Origin of the sequence: Pseudoalteromonas distincta, from assembly GCF_005877035.1 — a bacterium.
GTDB lineage: Bacteria > Pseudomonadota > Gammaproteobacteria > Enterobacterales > Alteromonadaceae > Pseudoalteromonas > Pseudoalteromonas distincta.
Genome location: NZ_CP040559.1, coordinates 263602 through 287989 on the forward strand (window position 1 = coordinate 263602; position 24388 = coordinate 287989).

Consider the following 24388-nt stretch of genomic DNA (forward strand, 5'->3'; position numbering starts at 1 on the left):
ATAAAGCTTATTAATTAAGGTACGTTTATGCAGGTGATAATAGGTTACTTTGAGACTAAAGAGGTGAGTACTTTCAAAATTGCTTGCCCTATTTGGAAAGCCAAATACGGTGGCACAGCATTTCCTACCTGCACATATTGATTCGTTCTAGTTCCCTCAAAAATATAGTTATCAGGAAACGTTTGTAAGCGTGCAGCTTCTCTAACACTTAAACTTCTACATTGTTGTGGATCGTAATGTACGAAATAGTGGCCGTCCTTTGAGATATGGCTTGTTACTGTAGTAGCGTACTTATCTGCAACTTGTACTCTAAAGCGGTCTGCGTGTGTGCCTGTATCCCAATTTGCATGGGCTGGTGCTAACTCTTGTGGGAAGTGTCGAGATTTTGGGGATGAGCCTTCTATTTGCGCATATGCGGCACAGTAAGCGTAGCGTAGCAAATCGTCAACCATATGCCCTCTGGTTTCATGGTTTAGCACTACATTTAAGCTAGGGTCTATATACCAGGCTTTTAATGACTCTGGCATAGCTGGGGTTTTGTCGCTTAATGCAGTTTCTATTCTAGACAAACCGATTTTTGGCTTAAGGCTTAATGAATTGGCTGATTCTGCATTAAATTGTTTTTTCAGTATCCTCTTTAATTTAGCCGCATTTTTAGTAACAGCTGATTCCCAATCTTTTGCATTGTCTTTTTGCTTTGAAAAGCCACTGCGTAAATTAGGTAAATCATCAATAGCCTGTTCTACGGTAACTTGATGTTCACATATTTTTAGTGTTTCTGGAATAGCAGCTATATCTTCTCGAATACCTAATAGAATAACTCGGTGTCTTGCTTGAGGTATTCCATAATGTTCACAACGAATTAAAAAATCGGCAGGATCTTTGTATTGTGGATCTTCTGGGTTTTCTGCATCAACGACTAATGAGTAGATTTTATATTTTGGAATCTTTTTATGTTTTGTTACTGAACCAGGACTACGCAAGTCTTCCAGTATTTGCGGGAACATCACTTGGCCATTTACTTTTGCGGTAAGTATTCCTCTTACATTTTCCATCACAAAAATATCAGGCTTCGCTAGGCAAATTACTTCTAAGTATTCTTTATATAAAAAATGGCGAGTATCTTCTTCTGCAACGTAACTTTTATTACCGGCATTTCGAGAACGCCCTGCAAGTGAATAAGCTTGGCATGGAGGTCCACCAATTAGTACTTTTGGCCCTTTATGGTCTTTTACAAGCTCTTTTATACGCTTATGGATAAGCTTATTATCTTTGCCAAGCTCTTTAGCACCATTGAGAGTTTCTTGATTGGCTTCTGTTGCAATATCGGGGTGAAGTTCAAACAACTCATCACGTGTAATTTTTCCATGCAGATAATTATAGTAATTATCTAATGGCTGAGACTTTGTTTTGAGTGAGCGAAAGAAAGCACGAGTAGTAAGAGTTTTATGGGCATGGAAATCCTTCTCAACAGAAATACCTATTTGAAAAGGCGATTTACCATCCGAGGTTTGGGCTGCTGAAATCCCTTCGCCAAGACCACCCGGGCCTGCGAATAAATCTATAACAAGAATTTCACCGTTTTCCATAACTTTACTACTAAATAATTTAATGACGTAGGATGATACCAGGCTTATACACGGTCTTAAAGTTTTAAATAGTAGCACTACTACTAATAGAACAAATTAGCAGCACTAATTTAAATTTAAAGGCATTAGCCAAGGGGTTCTCCCCCGTGATCACATACGAAATTTAATTAATGGTGAGTAATTAACAGCATGGATGCTGTTAAAAGCGTAGCTTGGCCATGGATGGCCTATCTGCGCTGGTTACGTTCATATCATTAATTTAAATTGAGGAAATAATGTGATCCTCGGGGCGCCGTGGGGTTCCAAGGGGCGGTCGGCGGTATCTGCCCCTTGGTTGCCATCGCCAATGCGATATTTGTAAATTATTTTAAAAGCTACGCTTTTCGCGCGAGCAAGCTGGGCGCCTACAGCCAATTTTAAGGCCTCTGCTAAGGAATTTCCCCCTTCGACTTCACCTGCAAACACATAATTAATGAGTAATTACTTCGCATGGATTCGAGTAAAGCGATGCTTGCACATGGATGTGCTTTCATCGCGTTTACGTTCATATTAATTATTTGTTTAAGGATAAGTGAAATCGAGGGGCGCCGTGTGATTCCAAAGAGAGACCGGCGCTTGTCTTTCTTTGGTTGCCATCGCCAACGCGATATTTGTAAATTATTTTAAAAGCTTCGCTTTTCGCGCGAGCAAGCTGAGCGCCTACAGGTGTTGAGCTTGGCCTTATTTAAAAGCCAAAGCGCGATATAAAATCGCACCTATGCTTTTGTTAAGAGCGGTGTTTAAATTATTGTAGGTGAGGTTTTATACCTCGCTTAAAAATACATTTTTTTACCACAGGAAAGTGAATTACTGTTCTATGTAGCGCTTAAAAGTAATGAGGCAATTAACTCTTATATTCGCCTCATTGCATGAGGCAAATAAATAACATAGACTGAGGCTAATTACCTTTAGGACTAAAGACTATGTGGATATGGCAACAGCAAAACTGGCCAAACTTTACGTGGGATGCTGCAGCGCTTGCTCCTTTACTAAGGGATCTTTCATATAATCAAGGTTTATTAGTAGGGCGTATGGGCGCGCAAAGTGCTCAACAAAAGCAGCAGGCCCTTGATACCTTACTTGCAAATATTATTCACTCCAGTGCGATTGAGGGCGAAAAGCTTAATGCATTTTCGGTTCGCTCTTCTCTTGCTAAAAAGCTCAATATTAATGAGCAACCTTACCCAACAACAGTGCAAAGCGATAATCTTGCAGAGATTATGCTTGATGCAATAAATAACACAGACTCACCGCTTAATTTAGAGCGAGTGCTTAATTGGCATCGCTTATTGTTTGCAGGTGAGCAAAGCTTATTTACTAAAATTGAGGGCGGGCAATTGCGTGGTGACGAGCCAATGCAAGTGGTATCGGGGCGCTTAGATAAACCGGTATTACATTTTACGGCGCCTCTTAAAGAGCGAGTAAATAAAGAGCTTTCGCTATTTTTTAACTGGTTTAACAAAACGCAAAACGATCCTCAAATAGACCCCTTTATTCGGGCAGCTATCGCACACTTATGGTTTGTAACAATACATCCACTTGAGGATGGTAATGGGCGTATTGCACGGCTTATAACCGACCTGGCATTAGCGCAAGAACATGCTGAGTCAATTCGATTTTACGCTATGTCGGTGGCTATTTTAGAAGACAGAAAAAGCTACTACGAGGTGCTTGAAGCCACTCAACGTGGAGATCTTTGTATTACCCAATGGATTAATTGGTTTTTACGTACGCTTGATAATGCGATACACCATACGCTTAATAATATTGAGCAAACAATTTTTAAAACCAATTACTGGGCAAGTAAAGATCAAACAAAGCTAGGTGAGCAGCAAGTAAAAGTGCTTAATAAGTTACTTGATGGCCAATTTGAACAGGGTATTAGTGCGAGTCAGTATCAAAAGGTAGCTAAGGTTAGCCGTGCAACCGCAACACGCCATTTATCGGACTTGCAAACGCTTGGATTTTTAACAAAAACCGCCGCAGGTGGGCGTAGTACACGTTACAAAATTGCCTAATGAGGCAATTACACATATTATTCGCCTCATTGTGTGAGGTGAATAGGTATTTGAATTGTTGTAGGTGAGGTTTTATACCTCGCGGGTGTTTTTATAAGAGCAAAGCGCGATGTAAAATCGCACCTACGGTTTTGTTCAGTGCAGTGGTTTAATTGTTGTAGGTGAGGTTTTATCTATGAATCTTTGTTTAGCTCTGTAATCGCTTTAATACTAAATGCGTGCATAGTTGTGTAGTGTTGCTTTTTAATGATTGTTTTAACGATACTTTGGTCAATATTTAAGTAATCGTGAACAAGAGCATTTCGTAAGCCTATAATTTTACGCCATGACAGTAGTTCTGCCTCGCTCAAAAAGCCTAAATTAGTAAGTTCGCTAAATGTTTGATAGGCGTTGCTACTGGTACTACTTTTGTGCTGCTTTAGCCAATGCTTTGATAAACCAATACACACCTCGGTCATTAACTGTAGTAATCGCTCTGCAGCTCGGTAGTCTCTACTATTAAGTGAATCGATTTGACTGAGTTCGTCGAGTTCTTGCATATATTCGTCAATATGGCGTGTTACTTCACTTAAATAAAGTGTAATTCCGGTATCAGTCATGTTTACTCGCTATGGTTTCAAATTCGAACTGGCTATATATACGCTGCTGCTCTTTCATCGCTCTAACACTATTATTGCTTATAATTATTTTTCCATATTCAATAACGTTGAAAGCTAAATAACTTGGAATAATATTTATATCAACAATCGAAATAAGTTGTTCGTTAAGATTAAGTGCATTACTTATTTCAAGCTCAAGCTCTTTTGGCCTAAGGCGCTTATCGAACGATTCCAGATCAAAGTTTTTAAATGCTATGGCTAAGTCAATGTCACTATGAGGCTGAGCTGTCCCTTTTGCATGGGAGCCATATAGCCAAACTACATCAATGTCGGTGTTTTGATGTAAATACTCAATTATTTTTTGTATAACTTCATTTGCCACGAAAAAGTAACCATTGATAAAAACAGTAATAATAACCTATCAGTTTTATAGTGAACATTAAAACTGATATTTGTTTTATTTAATTTAAAAGCTTCGCTTTTCGCGCGAGCAAGCTGTGCGCCTTGTATCTCTCATTGATAAATGATTAGCTATCATTTATCACATCGAAGTCAGTGAACTTGCCTGTGCGTCTAGTATTTAATACTGCTCCGTAGATAAGGCCCTGACTTTCTATTCTCAGAAACTGAATGGTATCCAAGCACACTTTTTTTAAGTAGATGCTGTATGTACAAGGGGAGTAAGTAGAGATGATGTTTATCGGCATTGATATTAGTAAAGAGAAGATTGATTTATCGTGGTTGAGAGACCAGCTTACAAACAAAATTAAAACAAAAGTCTTTAAAAACAAGCATCAAGACTTTTTAGCAATAGAAAAATGGCTTTTAAATACAACTAAAAGCGCTGCTAATGAGCTCGTTATCACCCTCGAACCAACGGGTGTTTATCATGAAGCACTGATGTATTTTTTACACGAGCAAGGCTTTAATATTATTTTAGCGAATCCCGGTAAAGCTAAAAAGTATGCAGACGCTTTAAACATAATTCATAAAACAGACAAATCTGATGCAACGATGCTTGCTCATTACGGCTGTGCTAAGCACGCAGTCGTTAGTTATTGGCAACCTGAAGCGTTAGAAATTAGAGAGCTTAAAGCCCTTATTCGTCGTTTAGATGCGCTTGAGAGTAACCGCCAACGAGAAGCGAATCGATTAGAAGCAAGTGAATTTAGCAACGTTTCCGCGCGTGTTTGCCAATCGATAAAAGTGACAATCGCGTTTTTAGATGATGAAATTAAACAGCTTAAATCTGACATTGATAACCACATAGATAATGAACCTGATTTAAAAAGAAACAGGAAGCTACTTGAGTCTATCCCTGGCATTGGGCCCGTATTATCGAGAGAGCTGACGTATTTGTTTGCGGCTAAAAAATTTAATAAAGCCAAAGAAGCGGCGGCTTATTGTGGATTAATCCCACGGCATAATGAATCGGGTAAATTAAAAGGGCGAACATCAATCAGTAAACTTGGGCCAGCCAGAATTCGATGCAAACTTTATATGGCAGCCATTGTCGCCGGGCAATGGAATAAAACAATAAAACGACACAAGTTAACGTTAATAAATAATGGTAAAACACCGATGCAAGCTGTGTGTGCAAATATGCGAAAGCTAATTCATATATTTTTTGGTGTAATAAAAAACCAAGAAGCGTTTAAGCTCCAAGAAAGTTAAATACGACCTTGAAGCTTAAAATGAGAGATGGTATCTACAGGTGTTTAGGCGGGCTTTGTGGTGTTTGAATTATTGTAGGTGAGGTTTTATACCTCGCATGGTGTTTTTTATAATGCCAAAGCGCGATGTAAAATCGCACCTACGGGTTTGTTCCGTGCAGTGGTTTAATTGTTGTAGGTGAGGTTTTATACCTCGCGGGTGTTTTTATAAAGCCAAAGCGCGATGTAAAATCGCACCTACGGGTTTGTTGAGTGTGGTGTTTGAGTTGTTGTAGGTGAGGTTTTATACCTCGCATGGTGTTTTTATAAAGCCAAAGCGCGATGTAAATTCCAGCCTACAATTTAAAAGCTTCGGTTACCTCTTATCCCAACCGCGTTACTTTCACTTTTATTTTACCGGCATTAGCGCCATAAAAGCGGCTTAGGTCGTTTGCGAATGGGCAAAACTCGCCAGATTTATCCATTTTAATGTCGGCGCCGTTGGCTATTTCAAAAAGGTGGTCGTCGTTTTTATTTATAGCACCAATGAGTGAAAACCATTGTGCACGAGGAAATCGTCTAAATGGTTCAAGCACAGCCATGGGGATTTCTTTTACGCCAAGTTGTACGTTATCGCGGTTCCAGCCTAATGGCGTGCACTTTATGCCATCGTCAAACCAGTATTGATTTGGGTATGGGGTAAAGCGGTACGTAGCGCCTTGCTCTAGCATAAGGCCGGTTGCGTTGTATTGCTCTGAGGCAAATACCATTACATCTTGGCTTTGGTTAATGCTCAGCACATTCATGTTTTGATTAGCCAGTTCTATATGTTGGCTTAAACCAATAAAGCTAAGTGTGGTGTTGTCGTTATAGCTAATTTTGTAATGCAGTTTTTTTAGCGATTCTGGGCGGTAACTGGTTAGCTTATTAATGCGTTCGGCTACGCTGTAGTGCACTAAAGGCTCAAGGTTGCTGGCTTCGTCATCAATTAATACATAGCACTGCCTATCTACTAATTTAAAAAATGGGTTAAACCAAAAGTAATTTTGTTGATGGCTTAATGCGAGCGGATCGGGCGTTACGGTTACGTCATCTTGTGCTACTAAGTTGCTATCGGGGAGTAGGGTTTCGTAATCTATATCGTGGCTAGTGAGTAACGATATATTAAGCGGTTGCTCTATTAACCACTCAAGTGCGTAGCGCAAGCAAATATCGGCTAGGCCATCGCGGTAGTAACCGCCGCCAATGTCTGAATGCGCACCTGCAAACCATAATTCAGTAATATTGCTTTGATGGTTCATGAGTGTGGGTTCAAAGGCGCGGCGTTTTTCATCAAGGGCTACGCAGTGCAGCGCGTGAGTAATGTTGTTGGCAATGGTGTGGTTTTCAAAAATAACGTGCTCTGCGCCGCGTGTAGCTTTACTTACTTTTGATAAGCCAATAGAGGCGACAGTATCAAATACACATACGTAAACATTATCAGCAATTAAAGGCTCTAGGATTTTGGCAAAACGCCTAGCGAGTGCACCGCCTCGGCTAAAACCCGTTAGCAGTATGGTATCGCCTATTAGGTAGTGAGCTTTAAAGTCGCTTAATGCTTGATTTAAGATACTGGCTACGTCGTCACCACGAGGTGCAAGGGTTTGGTTTAAAATGCGTTTAAGGCGGCTGCCTTTAGTGCCAATACCTTGATAATAAAAGCTGAGTTGGTTAGCAAAAGGAGTAATGGGGGAGTCTTCTAATTTACCGCCAAGCAGTAAATGCAATTTTAGAATGTTGGTAATATTAGAGTCTTCTTTAAAATGCTCTGAGCTAAATTGCTCTGCATCACGGGGCTCGTTTCCTGTGCCGTCAAAATTAAAAATTAGCGTTTTACCCGTCATAACCCAATTTCCTTAGTTGTTTTAAATACTCTACACAGACAATGTTAAATATTAAAGACAATATTTAGGTTAGTAACAAATACGCCAACTAATTTGTTGGCGTATTAAAAGTGCGGGTTATAGGCTATTAAAAGTATAGTGATTTAGCTGCGTGCCCTCTGCGGGTTTTAATGCGGGGTTTAACTTAATTAATTGCTCGTAAACCTCAGGATAAAACGTTTTTAATCGTGCTGCGCGAGAAAGGTGATTCGGTTCAATTTTTTCAACAAGCTGTAGGGCTAAAGGAATCATTGGGCTTAACTCCCCTTTGGTGTAGCTTTGCTCAAGCGCTAGGTCGAATATATCTACGCCTAATTTTTCTGAATCAGCGGGTATTTTATTATCAATTAGAAATTGTACTACCTCGACAGAAGACGATGCAGCTTGTACATAAACGTCGCGCCCATACGTATCGGTAATCGAAAAATCAAAACCAGCTTGTTTAAGCTTTTGCCATTGACTAAGAGGAAAACGACTTAATCTTGCTAAATCACTCGGTGGCTTAGGTTCAACTCGGCTTTGCCAGATCGTTATAAAGTCATGAGGCTCTAATAGTAGGAATGAAAAAAGTGTATCGGTTTCTGTTTGAGTTAATGGTTTACTAAGGCTGTACTCATAAGCTTTTTGGTAATCTTTTTTAGACAAATATTGGCTGAACGCGCTATGACTTCTATCGTTTGAAAGCTGATTACTTAGTATACTCCACCAGTAATTAACTAATACGGGGTCTTGTTCTTGTAAAACATATTCGAAGTTATTACCGTGCTCTTTTTTTACCTCTAGCACCGTATTATATGCTCGCATAGTAGAGTGTAATTGTTCAGTAGCGCTTAGCTGCTGCTGTAATAGTTCACAGTTTTGCCTTTTATTATCTAGATCCTCCTTTTGTTGCTTCAAATCTACTAAAAAACGTGCAACATCAGAATTATCGGGCTCACTCACTTGGGGCAATGTGGCGTTGTCTATTTTACCAATAGGGTTAAAGTAAGCATATTGCTCAGGGTTTTCATGGCCATTAATATAGGCGCCTTGCTGGTAAATAAAATCACTTACAAAAGAAACGCCTTTGCTATTTAGAGCGTCACTAGCATTGCGGCTATGAGCTTTATAGCCTTGCTCTGTAAGGTAGTTTAACATTTGAGTATGCTTTGCATCTAAGGGGGCTAGCGTTAAGTTACCACTTTTAGGCAGGCTTACTATTGCAACGTCTAAACCCGTAAATAAGCCTGGCTGATTGGTTGGTGTTACGCCTAGTTGCTGCAGTGCTTTTACAAGCGGTAAATTAAACTGGCTTACGGCAATATCAGCCATGTTATATAAAACAGAATTTTCTTCGTACAGCGGCATAGCATCCAGTGCCGGCACCTGCTTCATAAGCGCAAAAATATACTCATTAGGAATGTTGTTTTTAATCGCAGTAGCTACTTCATTTACTGTAAATTGGTTAGATGAAATTGCCTGCTCAAACTCTTTTGGCGTAAATTTATTTGCATTAAGCACAAACAATGTAGCCGGGGAAATAACCTCACTGCCTTCAAGTTTAATAAACGTTTTAGAGTAAGTGGTAAATGTATCTGTGTTGTTTAATAAAGCATAAAGGGTTTCTTTTTGTACATTTTCATCAAGGGGTACACTCAGAGTAAGTCCTGGAGGGCTATGCTTATTATCTCCAAGCTGTTGAATCATTTCTTTTACTTTATCATTGGTGAAGCCTTTAATTGCCTCAATGCCTTGCCAATTAGCTAATTCGTTTAAAGAGCTAGTAATATTAAGCTGCTGTTTTTGCTCAGTAACTATGGCATCTCTCAAAAAGGCAATGTATTGACGCTTATTGATTTCTGATAGGTTTGCATACTTTAAAATCGTAGGGACCGACGTCCCTTTTTTAAGCTCACTCACAAAAAATGAAACAAGCGATTGGTTTAAATTATTTATTTTTATATGTTGTTGCTGTGATTGATCTCTGCAAAGGCGAATATCTTTTTTTAGATCTGTGACTATTCGTAGCGGGGTGCCTTCTGCAGGCTGCTTTTTATTAACTAAGTTAGGCTCAGTGGCATTTGGTGTAGCCACGTTGGGCTGCTCTACAGCGGCTGTGTTAGGCTGGGTTTTAAATAGATATACTGCCAAAGCCGCTATAATTATAAGTCCGAGAAGTAGCTTTTTCATAACCGCCAATCCTTTGATGTTATTAAAATATTCTCACATCGTACTACTTTAGGTACGCAAAGTGCAAAAAAGCTTTAAGAGATAATACTTATTAACTCTTAAAGCTTTTTTGTGGTTTTGTGAGCGTACTTAATTTATTAGTGCAATTTCATTTTAGGGCGCACTACACGCAGCACTTTTTCGCTTATCCATAATGCAAAGGTTTTTGCGCTACCGTGTATGGCGCGTTGGTGCATACGGTATAAAGATATATACATAAAGCGGGCAATTTTACCTTCAATAAAAAAGGTATTGCTGGTTAGGTTGCCCATTAAATTACCCACAGTGCTGTAGCTTGATAAGTTAACAAGTGAGCCATGGTCGCTGTATTTAAAGCCGCGTAGTGGTTGCTGCTTTAGCGTTGCGATTAGATTTTTTTCGACGCACTGCGCCATTTGATGCGCCGATTGTGCACGAGGTGGTACTTGCTTGCCGTCGGCTTGGGTAAATGCGCAGCAATCGCCTAATACAAAAATGCTTTCGTCTACGGTGCTTTGTAAAAACTCGTTTACTTGAATTTGGTTGCTGCGCGTCAGCTCAAAAATACCTAAGTCTTTTATAAAATCAGGTGCTTTTACGCCTGCTGCCCACACCATAATATCGGCATCAATGTGTTCTTCGTCTTTGGTGATAAAGCCTTGTGCGGTGCCTTCTTTTACTTGTGTTTGCTCGCGCACGTTTACGCCAAGTTTTAATAGCTCGCGTTTAGCACTTACGGCAATACGCTCAGGTAGTGCTGGTAAAATACGTGGTCCGGCTTCTATTAAATGAATATGCAAACGCTTAGACGACATATTTGTTAAGCCATAAAGCTTTAATAGTTCAGACACATGATAAAGCTCAGCTGAGAGTTCAACACCGGTAGCACCGCCGCCTACAATAGCAATATTAAGTGATTGCTGTTGGTTGTCGTCTTGATGAAGGCGTGTAAAGCTATCTAGTAATGAATGCTGAAAGCGTTCTGCTTGTTGGTTTGAGTCTAAAAAGTAGCAGTGATCTTTTATACCTGGGGTATTAAAGTCGTTACTTACGCTGCCAATGGCAATTACTAGGTGGTCGTAGCGCACGGTGCGCTCGGGTAAAATTGTGTGGCCTAGCTCGTCTAAAAGTGGTGCAAGGGTAACTGTTTTATTGCTTTGATCTATATTGCAAAAAGTACCAAGTTGAAAGTTATAGTGGTGTTTTGCAGCATGGGCTGAATACACAACGCCATCTAAATCGGGGTCAATAGAGCCTGTCGCTACTTCGTGCAGTAACGGCTTCCATATGTGGGTACGGTTTTTGTCTATTAGTAGAATTTCAGCTTGTTTTTTCTTTCCTAATTTATGACCTAATTGCGTTGCGAGTTCTAATCCGCCAGCACCACCGCCAATAACGACGATTTTAGGTGTAGTAATATTCATAACGTTGCCCTCAAAAATAATATACCCAAGTGATCTGTATTTTTATTAGTTTTTTAAGATGACTTGGGTATCAATAAATTATTTTGGCAACAAGCAGTTACTACTCATTTTATAGTGCTCTATTTTGCGCTTAAATAAAGGTGATGTCAGCAAAAAATGCTGAATAAAGGCATATAAGTTATACTCACTTTCTTATAGTTTAGCTGTGCAGTTAAATTGCTGTTAAATACACCGAAAAGGACATTTATGACCACGCCACTAATTCAATCACTTGAGCAGCACTTTGGTTTTAGCCAATTTAGAACAGGGCAACAACAAACTATAGAGCAGCTTTTAAATGGTCAATCGTCGTTGGCTATATTTCCGACCGGCTCGGGTAAATCGTTGTGCTATCAATTAACTGCGTTGCATTTACCAAATTTAACGTTAGTGGTTTCGCCTTTGCTTGCATTGATGAAAGATCAAATTAGCTTTTTAAATAGCAAAGGTATTTACGCGGCAAGCCTTGATTCTAGCCAAGATCAAATGCAAAGCAGCACCGTAATGAATGATGTGCGAAATGGTAAAATTAAAGTATTAATGGTGTCGGTTGAGCGCTTTAAAAACGAGCGTTTTAGAGAGTTTATAAGCCAGGTTAAGCTTTCGATGTTAGTGGTAGACGAAGCGCACTGTATATCTGAATGGGGCCATAACTTTAGACCCGACTACCTTAAACTGCCACGTTACCGCGAAGAGCTTAATATTCCTTTAGTATTGCTGCTTACGGCAACGGCGACTAAAAAAGTTAAACGCGATATGGCAGAGCGATTTGCTATATCGCCTGAGTGTATTGTGCAAACGGGCTTTTACCGCGCTAATTTAGATTTAAGTGTGTTGAGCGTTAAAACCGCCGATAAAAACACCGAGCTTACCAACATTGTGCGCGCGCAAAGTGGCCCTGGTATTGTGTATGTAACGCTACAGCAAAGCGCTGAGCAAGTCGCTAATATGCTAAGTGCACAAGGTGTGCATGCCGTTGCTTACCATGCGGGGCTTGAAGATACGCTACGCTGGCAAATTCAAGATGACTTTATGGCGGGTAAAATTAACGTAGTGGTGGCAACCATAGCCTTTGGTATGGGTGTTGATAAGTCAGATATTCGTTTTGTTATACATTACGATTTACCAAAATCGATTGAAAACTATAGCCAAGAAATTGGCCGAGCAGGGCGCGATGGCAATCCATCAAACTGCTACACCCTTGCCAATTTGGATGGACTAAATACGGTTGAAAACTTTGTATATGGCGACACCCCTGAGCTTAGCGGTATTGAATACGTAATTAACGATATTCGCCAAAGCCACCAGCAATGGGAAATGCAAGAATACAGCTTATCAAGCGAAAGTAATATTCGCCAACTGGCACTTAAAACCTTACTTGTACAGCTTGAAATGCAAGGCGCTATAACGCCGCAATATGCCTACTACGCTGATTTTAAGTACAAATTTTTGGTTGATAAAAACGAGCTACTAAGTCAGTTTGACGAGCAACGCCAAGCATTTTTAACACAAATATTTAGCCATACCGATTTTAAAAAAATATGGGGCACGCTAAATTTTGACTCCCTTACGCAAGCCGCGCAGGTTGATCGAAAACGCGTAGTGGCAGCCCTTGATTACCTAGCCGAAAAAAACCTAATAACGCTCGAAACCAAACGTATTACCCAAGTATACAAAGTGCATAGCGAGGTTATAAATAACCCAGAACTTGCCCAGCAACTTCACGACTACTTTAGTGATAAAGAACAAGCCGAAATTAAACGTATTGCTGCACTGGTACGCTTTTTTGAGCTACAAAGTTGTTTAAGCTATAACTTAGCGCGCTATTTTGACGATCAAAATGCACCACAGCAGTGTGGGCATTGTAGTGTGTGTAGAGGCCATGCGGTTAAGCTTGAATACTCTATAGAGCCTGCATATATTGACGAGCAACTTATTTATCAAAAGGTGGATGAGTTTTTAGCGCATATGGCAGACAAAGGTAATCATAATGTGGGTATTGAAACCCAATGCCGCTTTTTAGCGGGGATGAGTGTGCCGTTATTTGCGCGTAATAAAGTGCGCCAATTGAGTGGTTTTGCACTGTGCGAGCAGATGCGTTACAGCGATATAAAAGCAAAACTACTAGCGCGTTAAATTAGTTACTGTATCCTAGTGGCTTATTCAAAAAAGTAAGCCACTATGCCTCATATTGTTATTCCCGTTGAAAATATTTCTACTACCCCAGAGCCTGTTACGTGTGCTAACTGCCAAGCCTGTTGTTGCCAATTAGAAGTGCGCATAGTAACCGACACCGGCGTGCCATTTAACTATATAGAATACGATAAATGGGGCAGCGAAGTAATGAAACGCGCTGACGACGGTTGGTGCCAAGCACTCGACCGCAACACGCTTATGTGCTCCATTTACGAAAACCGCCCATTAGTTTGCCGCGAGTTTGAAATGGCCTCAGACGAGTGTATTACCGAGCGCGATTTAGCGGGTATATAGTCCGCTATTATTAAAGTACATAAACAACAAAGGGGCTTAAAAGCCCCTTTGTTTATTACTTACTATAAAAAATTAAACTTTAAAGTAGCTAATATACTTTTTAAGCGTGTTTGAAAGGTCAGCTAATGCAACGGCTTCTTGTGCGTTACTGTTAAGCGACATGCTGGTTTCTTTGGACATACTGGCAATTTCTTCAACGCCGGTACTAATTTGCGCCACGGTGGCTACTTGGTTTGATGTTGATTCAACAATTTCAAGCACGTTACTTAATGAGTCGTTAGCTTGTTGCTGTATTTGATGCAGTAACTCGTTTGCCTCATGGGTAAGCGTTAGGCCATTTTCTACTTGCGGTACTGTGGTTTCCATAGCTGTTACCGACGCTTGCGTGTTTTCTTGTACTTGCAAAATCATCTTTTCAATGTCGCCTGTTGCATCACCAGTACGCTGGGCAAGTTGCCTTACCTCGTCAGCTACAACAGCAAAACCTCGGCCTGTTTCGCCTGCTCTTGCAGCTTCTATTGCCGCATTTAGTGCAAGCAAGTTTGTTTGATCAGAAATGCTGCGGATCACACTTAAAATATCGCCAATGTGTTTTACATGTTCTTGCAGCACGTTTACTTGGGTAACTGTGGCTTTTACGGTTACTGAAATTTGCTCAATTTCGGCCGCTACTTTTTGCACTGCAATACTACCTTGCTGCGATAATTGTGCGGTTATTTTTGAGTTATCTTCTGTTTGTTTAACAGAGCCTGCAACAGCATTAATACTGCGGCTCATTTCTTCTAGGCTGCTTACTGCCGAGTTTGTATAAGTTACTTGTGCGTCAGCGGCACTAAGTGCTTGCTGCGAGCCAGACGCTACGCTTGCAGAGTGAGTAGAAAGCTCTTCAGATGAGTTAATAATGCTATCTACAATGGCTTTTAATTTAGATTGCATCACCCCTACAGAAGCCATCATGCTATTTGGGCAACACGACTGTACATCACCTCTTAAATCGCCTTGGGCAATAAGGGCAATTACTTCGGCGGCTTCTTGTGGTTCGCCACCTACTGACTTTCTGATCAGTTGGCTAATAACATACGCAACGCTTGCACCTATTAAAATTGCAAGCGCGGTGAGCGAAATCATCCAAATTTCAAATGAACTGGCAATATCGAGAGTATCAATAGTAGTGGTTTGATTTGCTTGCTCTTGCAGGTTTATAAATTGGTTTATAACATTTAGCCACTGAGTAAACGCAGGGCGCGCATCGGTTAATAAAATGCGTTTAGCTTCGTTTAGGTTTCCTGCATTTTTAGCGTTTATTACACCTTGAATGAAAGGCTGAGTGCGCTGCTCTATTTGATTTATTTTATTGATTAAAGCGCGCTCTTCACTATTCATATCACCCATTAGCTTAGCCATAGCGCGGCTTGACGTTTGGTAAAATGCGTTTAGCTCTTGTATGTTATTTAACACGGTACTTAAACTGCTTTGCTCGGTAATTAGCACTACGTCGCGCACGGCTATTGCTCTGTCGTGTACGCTGCCTCTGAAGTTAATTGCGTAACGTTGCTTTACCGAATTTACGTCGGTCATGTGGGTAATATTATTATTAATAAGGCTAACGCGCGAAATTCCAATAATGGTTAAAATAATCATCATTGATAAAATTACGCCAAAGCCGGTCGTTAAACGCATGTTTATGGTCATGGTTGATCCCAAGTGTGAGTCAATACGCGCAAGAGCAGCTTGTATTATTAGTGAAAATACTTAAACAATAGCAGCATTATGCCTTATTAATTAAAGTTTTATTAGCAATAAGGTAGGTGATTGTTAATTTAGTTTACAAGCGTAACTTTGGCGGGGCATATTTTACAGGTATTAAAAAAGGAGCAAAATGCTCCTTATTGTTATATAAAAATATTATATAAAGGTTTAGTCGTACTTTGCTTCTAGCTCATTAGCTGTATGAAACTTCTCATGGCTTTGTAATTGCTCGTCGTATTTAACAAGGTTTTTAAAGTGCGCTAATTGACCTGAGTTTTTAACTATTTCAACAATAAACGACATCATAAAGTCAGCGCCCGTTAGGGTATCGCCCACTAAATAACGTTTACCTTCTAGGCGGTCGTTAAAGTAGCTAATTACTTTGGCTGTTTCAGCGTCGGCATAGCCTTCTAAAAACTGTGTTTTAGCGCCGTCTTTTAGTACAAACATTTTAAGTAAAAGCGGTAAAATTGCTGAGCTTTCTGCAAAGTGCAGCCATTGCTGGTAGTCAACATATTCAGCGGTATCTACTTTTGGAGCAAATTTACCGTTGCCGTATTTAGTAATAAGGTAGTCGGTAATAGCGCCTGATTCAGCAATAATTAAACCGCCATCTTCAATTACCGGTGACTTGCCAAGTTGATGAATATGCTTTAGTTCGTCAGGTGCTAGGAAGGTGTCTTTATTACGCTGATAAGCCACAATTTCGTAGTCAACATCTAGCTCTTCTAAAAGCCAAATTATACGTTTAGAACGGGATTTATTTAAATGGTGTAGTTTAATCATGTCAGTCCTTTTGTGGCTTGTAAGGGCTTTGCCTTACAAGCCGTATAAAATTAAAGTGGGTTATTAATTTTAACCACAGTTTTACCAAAGTTTTTACCGCATATCATATCGTTGAACGCGTCTACTGTATTTTCGATGCCTTCTACCATGTGCTCACGGTATTGAATTTTTCCGTCTTGTAGCCATTTTTGCATGTCTTGTGCAAACTCGTCGTAACGGTCGCCGTAATCATCAAAAATGATAAAGCCTTGCATTTTAATACGCTTAGTAAGCAATTGACCCATTAGCATACCTAAACGGTCTGGGCCTTCTGGCAAGCTAGTAGCGTTATATTGCGATACTAAACCACACAATGGTACGCGCGCTGCGGTATTTAGTAATGGTAGTACGGCGTCGAATACTTTACCGCCCACATTTTCGTAGTAAACATCAATGCCTTTATCACAGGCTTTTTCTAACTGCTCTGCAAAGTCATCAGCTTTGTGATCAATACAGGCATCAAACCCTAGTTTTTCAACGGCGTGTGCACATTTTTCGCTACCACCAGCAACACCCACTACTTTACAGCCTTTAATTTTAGCTATTTGACCAACCGTTGCACCTACTGGACCTGTTGCTGCTGCAACAACTACGGTTTCGCCTTCTTTAGGCTGGCCAATATCAAGTAAACCCATGTAAGCAGTAAAGCCAGGCATACCCATAATACCTAATGCGTATGAAGGGTTTGCAGGCTCTTTACCTAACTGCATTAAGCCTTCGCCGTCGGTAATGGCGTAGTCTTGCCAACCGGTGTAGGCAAGTACCCATTCGCCTTCGTTAAACTTATCGTTTTTAGACTCTTCTACTTGGCACACTGTTGCGCCAACCATTACATCACCAATATTAACAGGGTCAGCGTACGACTTAGCATCGCTCATACGACCACGCATGTACGGGTCTAGCGATAGGTAAATAGTACGTAGTAAAACTTCGCCGTCTTTTAATGCAGGAAGCTCTACCGTTTTTAATTTAAAGTTTTCATCTGTTGGAGCGCCATTAGGGCGTGATTCAAGAGTAAGTTGGCGACTAGTCGTAGACATAAAAGATCTCCTATTAATATAAAGAAACTACTTACCGAATGTTTACGCTTTAAAAATCGTGTTCAGCTAAACAATAATGCGCGGCTAAGCAGTATGAATATGTACAATGCGTACCTTAATAAAGGAGTTTTGGGCGGGTGGTTGATAATTCAACCTTTGCGCAAATTTAATTAGAGTAATTAGTCTGCTTTGAGCTTACTAAATATATGATTGTTGTAAAATACCCCGTTTTTATAAATAGCCTGTTTAAGCACAGCCTCTTGCTCAAAGCCGCTCTTAGTAAGTGCTTTCATAGAGCCGGTATTACCAGCAAACACGGCACCAAAAATTCTGTTTAAGTGTGAGCTTGCAAACGCTTCATTGCATATAAGTTCAATAGCGCGAGTAATAATACCTTGCCCCCAATAGACTTTATTAAGCCAATAACCAATTTCGCCACTGTGGCTGTATTCAAATTCGCCGGGAGTTATACCAATACAGCCCGCAAATTCCCCATTTACAACAATGGCCTTAATAATCCCATTTTTTGAGCCTTGGCTTATCCACCAGTTTGCATCGGCTTGCGTATACGGAAACGGAATTTTTGACGATAAATAACGCGTTACCTGTTCATCATTTAAGGTGTTAATAATAAAAGGCGCGTCTTGGGCTTTAAACTCTCTGAGGGTGATCATATTTTTTCATAAATTTTTAGTATGCACACTAACTTAACAATCATTTAAGAGTTAAACAATCAGAACCTAAATTAAACTCTTTACGGCTATTACTTTGTTTTAAAGTCCTCTAATATAAGCAAAATATTACACCTATTTTAGATGCCATTATGCACCCTCACATTAAAGCGCTTTATAACAGCGCCCTAAAACCAAGCCGTTTAATTATTGGTTTAATGAGCGGCACCTCGTTGGACGGGCTTGATGTTGCACTGTGTAAAGTAACGGGCGCGGGCTTAAATACTCACATTGAGGTTTTAAATTTTACCACCGTTGACTACAACGACGATTATAAAACTAAAATAAAGCAGGTATTTGCCAAAAGAGAGTGCGATTTAGAGCTTGTAACTTTACTGCACCCGTGGGTAGGTAAACTCCATGGCAATATGGTTAATCAGTGCTTAGCTAAGTGGAATATAAACCCAGCAAGTATTGATGTAATAGCAAGCCACGGGCAAACCATTTACCACTGCCCACAGTCGCAGCATAATCACAAAAGCTTTACTAATGGCACCTTACAAATTGGCGATAGCGACCAAATAGCCGTTACTACGGGTATTACAACCATTGGTGATTTTAGGCAAAAACACATAGCCGCAGGAGGCGAGGGCGCACCACTGGCTGTGTATGGCGATTATTTGTATTTTTCGAGCGCTGCTGAGAGTCGGATTTTGCTAAATATGGGCGGCATAGCTAACTTAACGTTTTTACCCAAAAATGGTGATGCAAACGGTGTATTTAGCTCCGACATTGGCCCCGGTAATACCATTATGGATGCCTACGTGCAGCAACATTTTAAAGATATGCATTATGACGATGGCGCAAAAATAGCAAAAGCAGGCAAGGTAAATACACCATTATTAAATGCATTGTGTAGTAACGCATTTTTTAAACTTCCAATGCCTAAAACTACAGGGCCTGAAGTATTTAACTTAGCGTATTTAAACGCCGCACAGCAGCTTACAAATACACAGCACTTAAGCCATGAAGATGTAATGGCCACCTTAAATACCTTTACAGCAACCGCTATAGCAAATGCATTAAACGAGTGTGCAGAGCGCGAACAAAATTGTGTGGTGTATGCAAGTGGTGGCGGTATTCATAACCCATTACTAATGGCGCAACTTACAGCGCTTTGCCCACGTATTAAGGCTTTTAAAAATACCGACGATTTAGGTATAAACCCCGATGCCAAAGAGGCCGTACTATTTGCCATTTTAGCAAACGAATGCCTAGCCGGAGAGCAGCAACACCTAAGTAATACCGCGCAGGGTATCGCTGGAGTTACTATGGGTAAAGTAAGTTTTGCAGATTAATAACTTATAAGTAGCGTCGCGTAATTTAAGTGCAGCCAGCATTAAAACAGCGATAAAAACGTAGAACCCATACTCGCAAAGTAGCTACGAACGCCCTGTGACTTGGTATGTTCAGTTTTTATTTGTTCAGGAATATAGCCTTGCTCAAATGCTTTAATGTACACATCGAGTTGCTGGCTTTCTTTTAAGGTCGTGTTTTTTCCGTGCAGCATCATTTGCACTACAAAACACTGGCTTTGTGTAATGTTACTTAAAGTAAGATTTACAGTACCAGATTCAAGGTCTGCATTGCTCAGCGTTTTTTCAGTAAAATACTGCGCCCCACGCGCACTGGGCTGCGTTGCACTTAGTGAAATAACATCGCTCTCATTTGCGCCATCAGGCAACACACACTGCAGCGTAATGTTATGCGCAGCATTGGCTTTTAGCGATAGCTTTTCATATTCCATAGCGTGGCTCATCGCCGCAGACATGGAATCATCAAATGATTGCAGTGCAAATGTTAGTTGCACTAAGGGTGTACTCATCTTACTTAATCTTCTTGAGTCTATTCATTTATCGGATAGAGATTATCGCGGATCAAAGTTACAGATTTATGACTAATTGCATTATTTAGTACAATTATTGAGTAGTTTGATCAAAGAGGATCTTTTTGTTCTTTCCCATTCGGTTTTGGAATGGTTTTTCACACATCTGGAATGAAGAGCCATATGTGGTAAGGCTTGCATTGATGGTGCTTCCGTTCCTTATTTAGGTTTTTTTCATAAGGTTTGGAATTTGGTTTTTAGGCTTAAACTAATTAAAACATAAAATCGAGATGCCAATCTAAAATTTCATGCTTTATCTTTTTTGATTTAATACTATGGATAGCGGTTTATTTTTGTAGCATAAATTAAAAGAGTGCCATCACAAGCTAAGCTATCTGACACTAACAATGTAGTAAGGCTGTTATGAGCGATAAACAGTCAGTCATAATTTTTGATTTATTAAGTCTCGATTTGATTCTTTTTTCGGTGGTTACAGCTACTAAGTCTAAGTAAAAGCACTTAGTAGATACAAAAATGAAAGAGCTGTATGGTTGTTTATTATTGCACTAGTCACTTCGAAATCGATACTTTTAATCGAATTGTTCAAAGGTGTAATGTTGAACATATTCTATACACAAGATAAAGTAATCAAAAAGCATAATAAAACGCAGGGAAATATGATCGAAGGAATAGATATACATAACGTCTTATGGGCCCTATTTGGTGTAATAATAATTGTTCTCGCCATAAAAGCGAAGTCTAATTACACAAAACGAACTGAACAAATAGCTGAGACTCAACGTCAAAAGGAAAACCTTGAAAAGGAATCTGTTGAAGTTCAGGTGTCCAAGTTTGAGCGCGAAAGCAAAGAAGTGAATTATAAGATCTCATCTGGTCAAGAGCATCTTAAAGATCTTGATAAATCTGTTGAAAAACTTGAATTAGAAAGGTTGTATATAGAAGTCGGATTACTACCACCGGTATATAGGTTTGATGATCGAGAAGAGTTAAAAGCTCAAATAAATAAATGTTTTACAGATCAGTACAATCTCATAAGCAAGGGCCTCGCAACGGACGCATATACAAAATGGGAGTGGTTTGGTTGTGAGAAGACCGGGGCAAAAATGGTCGAAGACTACCGCTACCTTTTGCTCAAAGCATTCAATGCAGAATTTGATGCCATACGAAAAAAAATGCGCCATTCAACTTATGAAACGGCAGTTAATAAACTACACCGAGTAAACGAACAATTAGGAAAACTAAGCGAGACAGCTAATGTAACCATTTCAGCTGAGTTCTTTAACCTCAAAATCAATGAGCTAAACGCTTGGCACCGAGAACTATCGCATAGAGAAAGACAAAAAGCAGAGAGGAAAAAGCAACAAGCTATCCTCCGTGAACAAAACCAACAATCTGCAGATGAAACCGATGACTTAGAAGACGAGATATCTTATCGAAGTTCAGATCTGAAAAAAGCCCAAACCCTAGCTTTAAAGCTTCATGGGGCAAGTGCCAAAGTAATGCAAGACAAGATCTACAAGATGAAGGCTGAAATAGCTAAGTTGGAAAATAAATTTCAACGGGCGACCTCTCAAGCGCAGATCACAAAAGCAGGTTATATATATGTTATTTCAAACCTAGGCAGCTTTGGCGAAAGTATTGTTAAAATAGGAATGACTCGAAGACTCGAACCAATGGATCGAGTTAATGAGCTTGGTGACGCAAGTGTACCATTTAAATTCGATGTCCATACTATGGCATTTGTTCAAAACGCGCCTGAAATAGAGAAAAAACTTCACCGAAAGTTTGACCCAAAACGAGTAAATGTGGAAAACAATCGAAAAGAGTTTTTTAAAATAAGCCCCGAGGAAGTAAAAGTAGCGATGGATGAGCTTAAAATTCAAAGCGATTGGTTCTTCGATGTAGAAGCAAAAGAATTTAGAGAAAGTGTTTTGATTCGTGAAGCAATGGATAAGCTAGAGCACGACGACACTCCTAACTCTCTTCCTGTATCAATATAAGGATATCACCATGACTGTAACAATTTTATTATTAATTAGTGTATTAGGGGGGGGGGTCTTTTGGAGAAAGTCATGTGCAGCACTAAAAAAGACCATTCTGGAAGACGAAATAGTTAGAGACGCTTACTTTCCTGTATCAAAGGCAGAAGTAAAGCTAAAACAATTAAAGCAAAAATATTCAGACTTGCAGGTTACTTACAATAATAAATATAACAGACTACGTGACAACAAAAAAAAGCTTTCACTGTACAAGCTCGGCGTGGGCACCTCTGATAATACCTCCTACTCGTTTCTATCAAAAACGACAGATGTAACAAAAATTGAATCGGAATTAGCTCAGGTTAAAGAAGATATAAAAGGAATGATCAGAAATAAAGCAGCTTGTATATGCCGTATGGGTGGTGATGTACGAGTAAACGGAAGTAAAGCTGGTGCTACAAAACTATTTAATCGCGAAATTAAGCTCCGTATCCGCTGTTTAGATAATGAATTTAAAGCGGCTGCTTCGATAGTAGATTGGAACAATATTAATCGACTATCTGAACGCGCTCGAGAAACTTTCGATGATATAAATAACTCAGGTCGCATAGTTAAGACACAATTAGCTGAAGGCTATTTCCAGTTAAAAAATAAAGAGCTCAGATTAATATATGAACTAAACCAAATTAAAGCAGACATTAAAGAAGAGCAACGTGAAGAAGCTCGTATCGCAAAAGAAGCTGAGCGAGAAGAAAAACGTATAATTGCTGCTGCGAAAAAAGCGAGGAGAGCCCGCGAGGTTATGGAAAAACTGGTTGAACAGGAATTAATCAATCTAGAGACGGCGTCAGAAGAGCAAAGAGAACTCTACGAGCTGCACAAATTAGAGTTAGAAGCATTACAGAAGCGAGAAGTTCGATCGCAATCACTCGCTCAGCAAACACGAGCTGGCTACGTTTATATAATCTCTAATAAATTATCTTTTGGGGATGGGGTTATAAAAATTGGCATGACTAGAAGAGCGGATCCAGATGAGCGAATCAAAGAGCTTGGTGATGCCTCAGTGCCAGAATTATTTTATATACATGCGTATATATATTCAGAAGATGCACCGACCTTAGAGAAGTTTTTACACAACGAATTCAGTAAGGAAAGAGTTAACCTAGTAAATCATCGTAAAGAGTTTTTTAAAGTTGATGTTTTGAATGCTATTAAAGTACTAGATAACTATCAACATGAATTCGAACTCGAATTGGAGCCACGTAAAAATACTGATATGTTAGAGGTGGCATAGATACTTCGCTAGCGTCTTACCATTTTTTACCTTTTTGAGTGATGGTAATTGGCACTGAGCGATTAGCGGTCATTCAGGGTTAATTGGCATTAGTTAAGGGTATTAATAGATACTTTCCCTTCTTTCACATAGTAAAACTATCTTTCTGAAGAGTGATATTTAAAGCTGGCAATACTTACACTATTTGCTAATAATAAGAAATCATTAAATAGGGACGTTTTCGCACTAAAATAGGGAAAGTGTCTTTTGATAAAGCGGTTAGCACCTAGGGGGAAATTTGGCATCTTGGAATTTAAAAGCTCTCAGAGAAAAGTTAAAAGCTACCCATGATAAAGACAGTATTGAGCGAGCAGTCATATGCATGGACTCATTCGACTGGAAAAGTAAAGCAGCACTTTATCATGTTTATACAGCTGATGAGGTCTTTTCAAAATATTCAGGTAGAAAAGATAAAGATGTTGCAGAAATGATGAATCGATTATTTTCAGAGGAGAGCGATGTAGAGTTTGAAAAAGCTCGTTGTATAAGAGAGTTTTCTTTGGTCGCAGCGGCAACAACTGTCCATACGCTTCCAGAAATATTAGCCCAAATTATAGCAGTATCGACTGACCCAGAAATTAGAAGCGTTCACTCTATCTCATTTAATGGTGTTGTCAAAAGGATGATGAATCCAGAATACAAATCAAAGCTAGAGGCCTTTCAGAAAAGTTTCGAATATCAGTATGTTCACGCTTTTACAAATACCGTAAAACATATCAGCCTTGTCAAACCAAAATATAGTATTGGCTTTGATACTCAGAATTATCATGGGGTAGTATTCGATTCGTTCACCTTTAAAGGTGAGGACTTCGAATCAATTCGAGATGAAAAACTAGTAGAGTTTATTAATTCAATTAGATCACATTGCGTTAAATTAGGCCAAGAGCTGAATGAACTCGTCAATTAACGTCTTTCGCTGGGACGCA

At 39.6% G+C, this 24388-nt stretch carries 19 protein-coding genes; 8 read left to right on the top strand and 11 right to left on the bottom strand.

The genetic code is table 11. The features are described from left to right. Positions 1–44 precede the first annotated feature (44 nt). Entirely contained in the window at positions 45–1589 is a 1545-nt protein-coding gene (locus FFU37_RS17905) for a DNA cytosine methyltransferase (RefSeq protein WP_138490178.1), read from the bottom strand. 962 nt (positions 1590–2551) lie between these two features. Here FFU37_RS17905 and FFU37_RS17910 point away from each other — a divergent pair. Further along, complete coding sequence (locus FFU37_RS17910) at positions 2552–3646, top strand: Fic family protein (protein WP_138490179.1); 1095 nt, start codon at positions 2552–2554, stop codon at positions 3644–3646. Between the two features lie 173 nt (positions 3647–3819). Here the strand turns inward: FFU37_RS17910 and hepT are convergent, their stop codons facing one another. Both hepT and mntA read right to left on the bottom strand, forming a co-directional pair. Continuing rightward, positions 3820–4245, bottom strand: a complete 426-nt coding sequence (gene hepT, locus FFU37_RS17915) for a type VII toxin-antitoxin system HepT family RNase toxin (RefSeq protein ID WP_002962076.1) — start codon at positions 4243–4245, stop codon at positions 3820–3822. Next, positions 4238–4627, bottom strand: coding sequence for a type VII toxin-antitoxin system MntA family adenylyltransferase antitoxin (mntA, locus tag FFU37_RS17920; RefSeq protein WP_002962075.1), 390 nt, complete (start codon positions 4625–4627; stop codon positions 4238–4240). The genes hepT and mntA overlap by 8 nt, the downstream gene beginning before the upstream one ends. Before the next feature lie 308 nt (positions 4628–4935). On the opposite strand from mntA, the gene FFU37_RS17925 reads away from it, so the two are divergent. Beyond that, positions 4936–5919, top strand: a complete 984-nt coding sequence (locus tag FFU37_RS17925; protein WP_138490180.1) for an IS110 family RNA-guided transposase — start codon at positions 4936–4938, stop codon at positions 5917–5919. Positions 5920–6280: 361 nt separating this feature from the next. On the opposite strand, the gene FFU37_RS17930 is transcribed toward FFU37_RS17925, so the two are convergent. The 3 genes from FFU37_RS17930 to FFU37_RS17940 all read right to left on the bottom strand — a co-directional run bounded on the left by FFU37_RS17930 (position 6281) and on the right by FFU37_RS17940 (position 11430). Next, complete coding sequence (locus FFU37_RS17930; protein ID WP_138490181.1) at positions 6281–7780, bottom strand: phospholipase effector Tle1 domain-containing protein; 1500 nt, start codon at positions 7778–7780, stop codon at positions 6281–6283. Between the two features lie 117 nt (positions 7781–7897). Next, a complete protein-coding gene (locus FFU37_RS17935) occupies positions 7898–9988 on the bottom strand; it encodes a cupric reductase (protein ID WP_138490182.1) in 2091 nt (696 codons plus the stop codon). Between the two features lie 137 nt (positions 9989–10125). Next, positions 10126–11430, bottom strand: coding sequence for an NAD(P)/FAD-dependent oxidoreductase (locus FFU37_RS17940; RefSeq protein WP_002962796.1), 1305 nt, complete (start codon positions 11428–11430; stop codon positions 10126–10128). Between the two features lie 246 nt (positions 11431–11676). Between FFU37_RS17940 and FFU37_RS17945 the strand changes: the two genes are divergently transcribed. Both FFU37_RS17945 and FFU37_RS17950 read left to right on the top strand, forming a co-directional pair. Further along, a complete protein-coding gene (locus FFU37_RS17945; RefSeq protein WP_138490183.1) occupies positions 11677–13605 on the top strand; it encodes a RecQ family ATP-dependent DNA helicase in 1929 nt (642 codons plus the stop codon). A 45-nt stretch (positions 13606–13650) separates the two neighbouring features. Further along, the gene (locus tag FFU37_RS17950) at positions 13651–13959 is read left to right on the top strand and encodes a YkgJ family cysteine cluster protein (protein ID WP_002962790.1); all 309 of its coding nucleotides are present in this window, start codon (positions 13651–13653) and stop codon (positions 13957–13959) included. 72 nt (positions 13960–14031) lie between these two features. Here the strand turns inward: FFU37_RS17950 and FFU37_RS17955 are convergent, their stop codons facing one another. From FFU37_RS17955 to FFU37_RS17970, 4 genes are all read right to left on the bottom strand, one after another. Continuing rightward, positions 14032–15651, bottom strand: a complete 1620-nt coding sequence (locus tag FFU37_RS17955) for a methyl-accepting chemotaxis protein (protein ID WP_138490184.1) — start codon at positions 15649–15651, stop codon at positions 14032–14034. Positions 15652–15876: 225 nt separating this feature from the next. Beyond that, positions 15877–16494: a glutathione S-transferase family protein gene (locus tag FFU37_RS17960; RefSeq protein WP_024597791.1), complete on the bottom strand. Its 618-nt coding sequence runs from the start codon at positions 16492–16494 to the stop codon at positions 15877–15879. A 50-nt stretch (positions 16495–16544) separates the two neighbouring features. Beyond that, on the bottom strand, positions 16545–17573 hold the full coding sequence (gene curA / locus FFU37_RS17965; protein ID WP_002962785.1) for an NADPH-dependent curcumin/dihydrocurcumin reductase: 1029 nt from the start codon (positions 17571–17573) through the stop codon (positions 16545–16547). A gap of 179 nt (positions 17574–17752) precedes the next feature. Further along, positions 17753–18247, bottom strand: a complete 495-nt coding sequence (locus FFU37_RS17970; protein ID WP_138490185.1) for a GNAT family N-acetyltransferase — start codon at positions 18245–18247, stop codon at positions 17753–17755. A 149-nt stretch (positions 18248–18396) separates the two neighbouring features. On the opposite strand from FFU37_RS17970, the gene FFU37_RS17975 reads away from it, so the two are divergent. After that, complete coding sequence (locus FFU37_RS17975; protein ID WP_138490186.1) at positions 18397–19602, top strand: anhydro-N-acetylmuramic acid kinase; 1206 nt, start codon at positions 18397–18399, stop codon at positions 19600–19602. A gap of 41 nt (positions 19603–19643) precedes the next feature. Here the strand turns inward: FFU37_RS17975 and FFU37_RS17980 are convergent, their stop codons facing one another. Continuing rightward, positions 19644–20129 carry a hypothetical protein gene (locus FFU37_RS17980; protein WP_010554987.1) on the bottom strand — a complete coding sequence of 162 codons (486 nt, stop codon included), beginning with the start codon at positions 20127–20129 and terminating at the stop codon, positions 19644–19646. A 614-nt stretch (positions 20130–20743) separates the two neighbouring features. On the opposite strand from FFU37_RS17980, the gene FFU37_RS20455 reads away from it, so the two are divergent. The 3 genes from FFU37_RS20455 to FFU37_RS17995 all read left to right on the top strand — a co-directional run bounded on the left by FFU37_RS20455 (position 20744) and on the right by FFU37_RS17995 (position 24369). After that, positions 20744–22150: an SNIPE associated domain-containing protein gene (locus FFU37_RS20455; protein WP_138490187.1), complete on the top strand. Its 1407-nt coding sequence runs from the start codon at positions 20744–20746 to the stop codon at positions 22148–22150. Positions 22151–22160: 10 nt separating this feature from the next. Then, positions 22161–23423: an SNIPE associated domain-containing protein gene (locus FFU37_RS17990; RefSeq protein ID WP_138490188.1), complete on the top strand. Its 1263-nt coding sequence runs from the start codon at positions 22161–22163 to the stop codon at positions 23421–23423. A 277-nt stretch (positions 23424–23700) separates the two neighbouring features. Next, positions 23701–24369 (top strand): hypothetical protein, encoded by a 669-nt coding sequence (locus FFU37_RS17995; RefSeq protein ID WP_138490189.1) that lies wholly within the window; start codon positions 23701–23703, stop codon positions 24367–24369. The last annotated feature ends 19 nt before the right edge of the window (positions 24370–24388 follow it).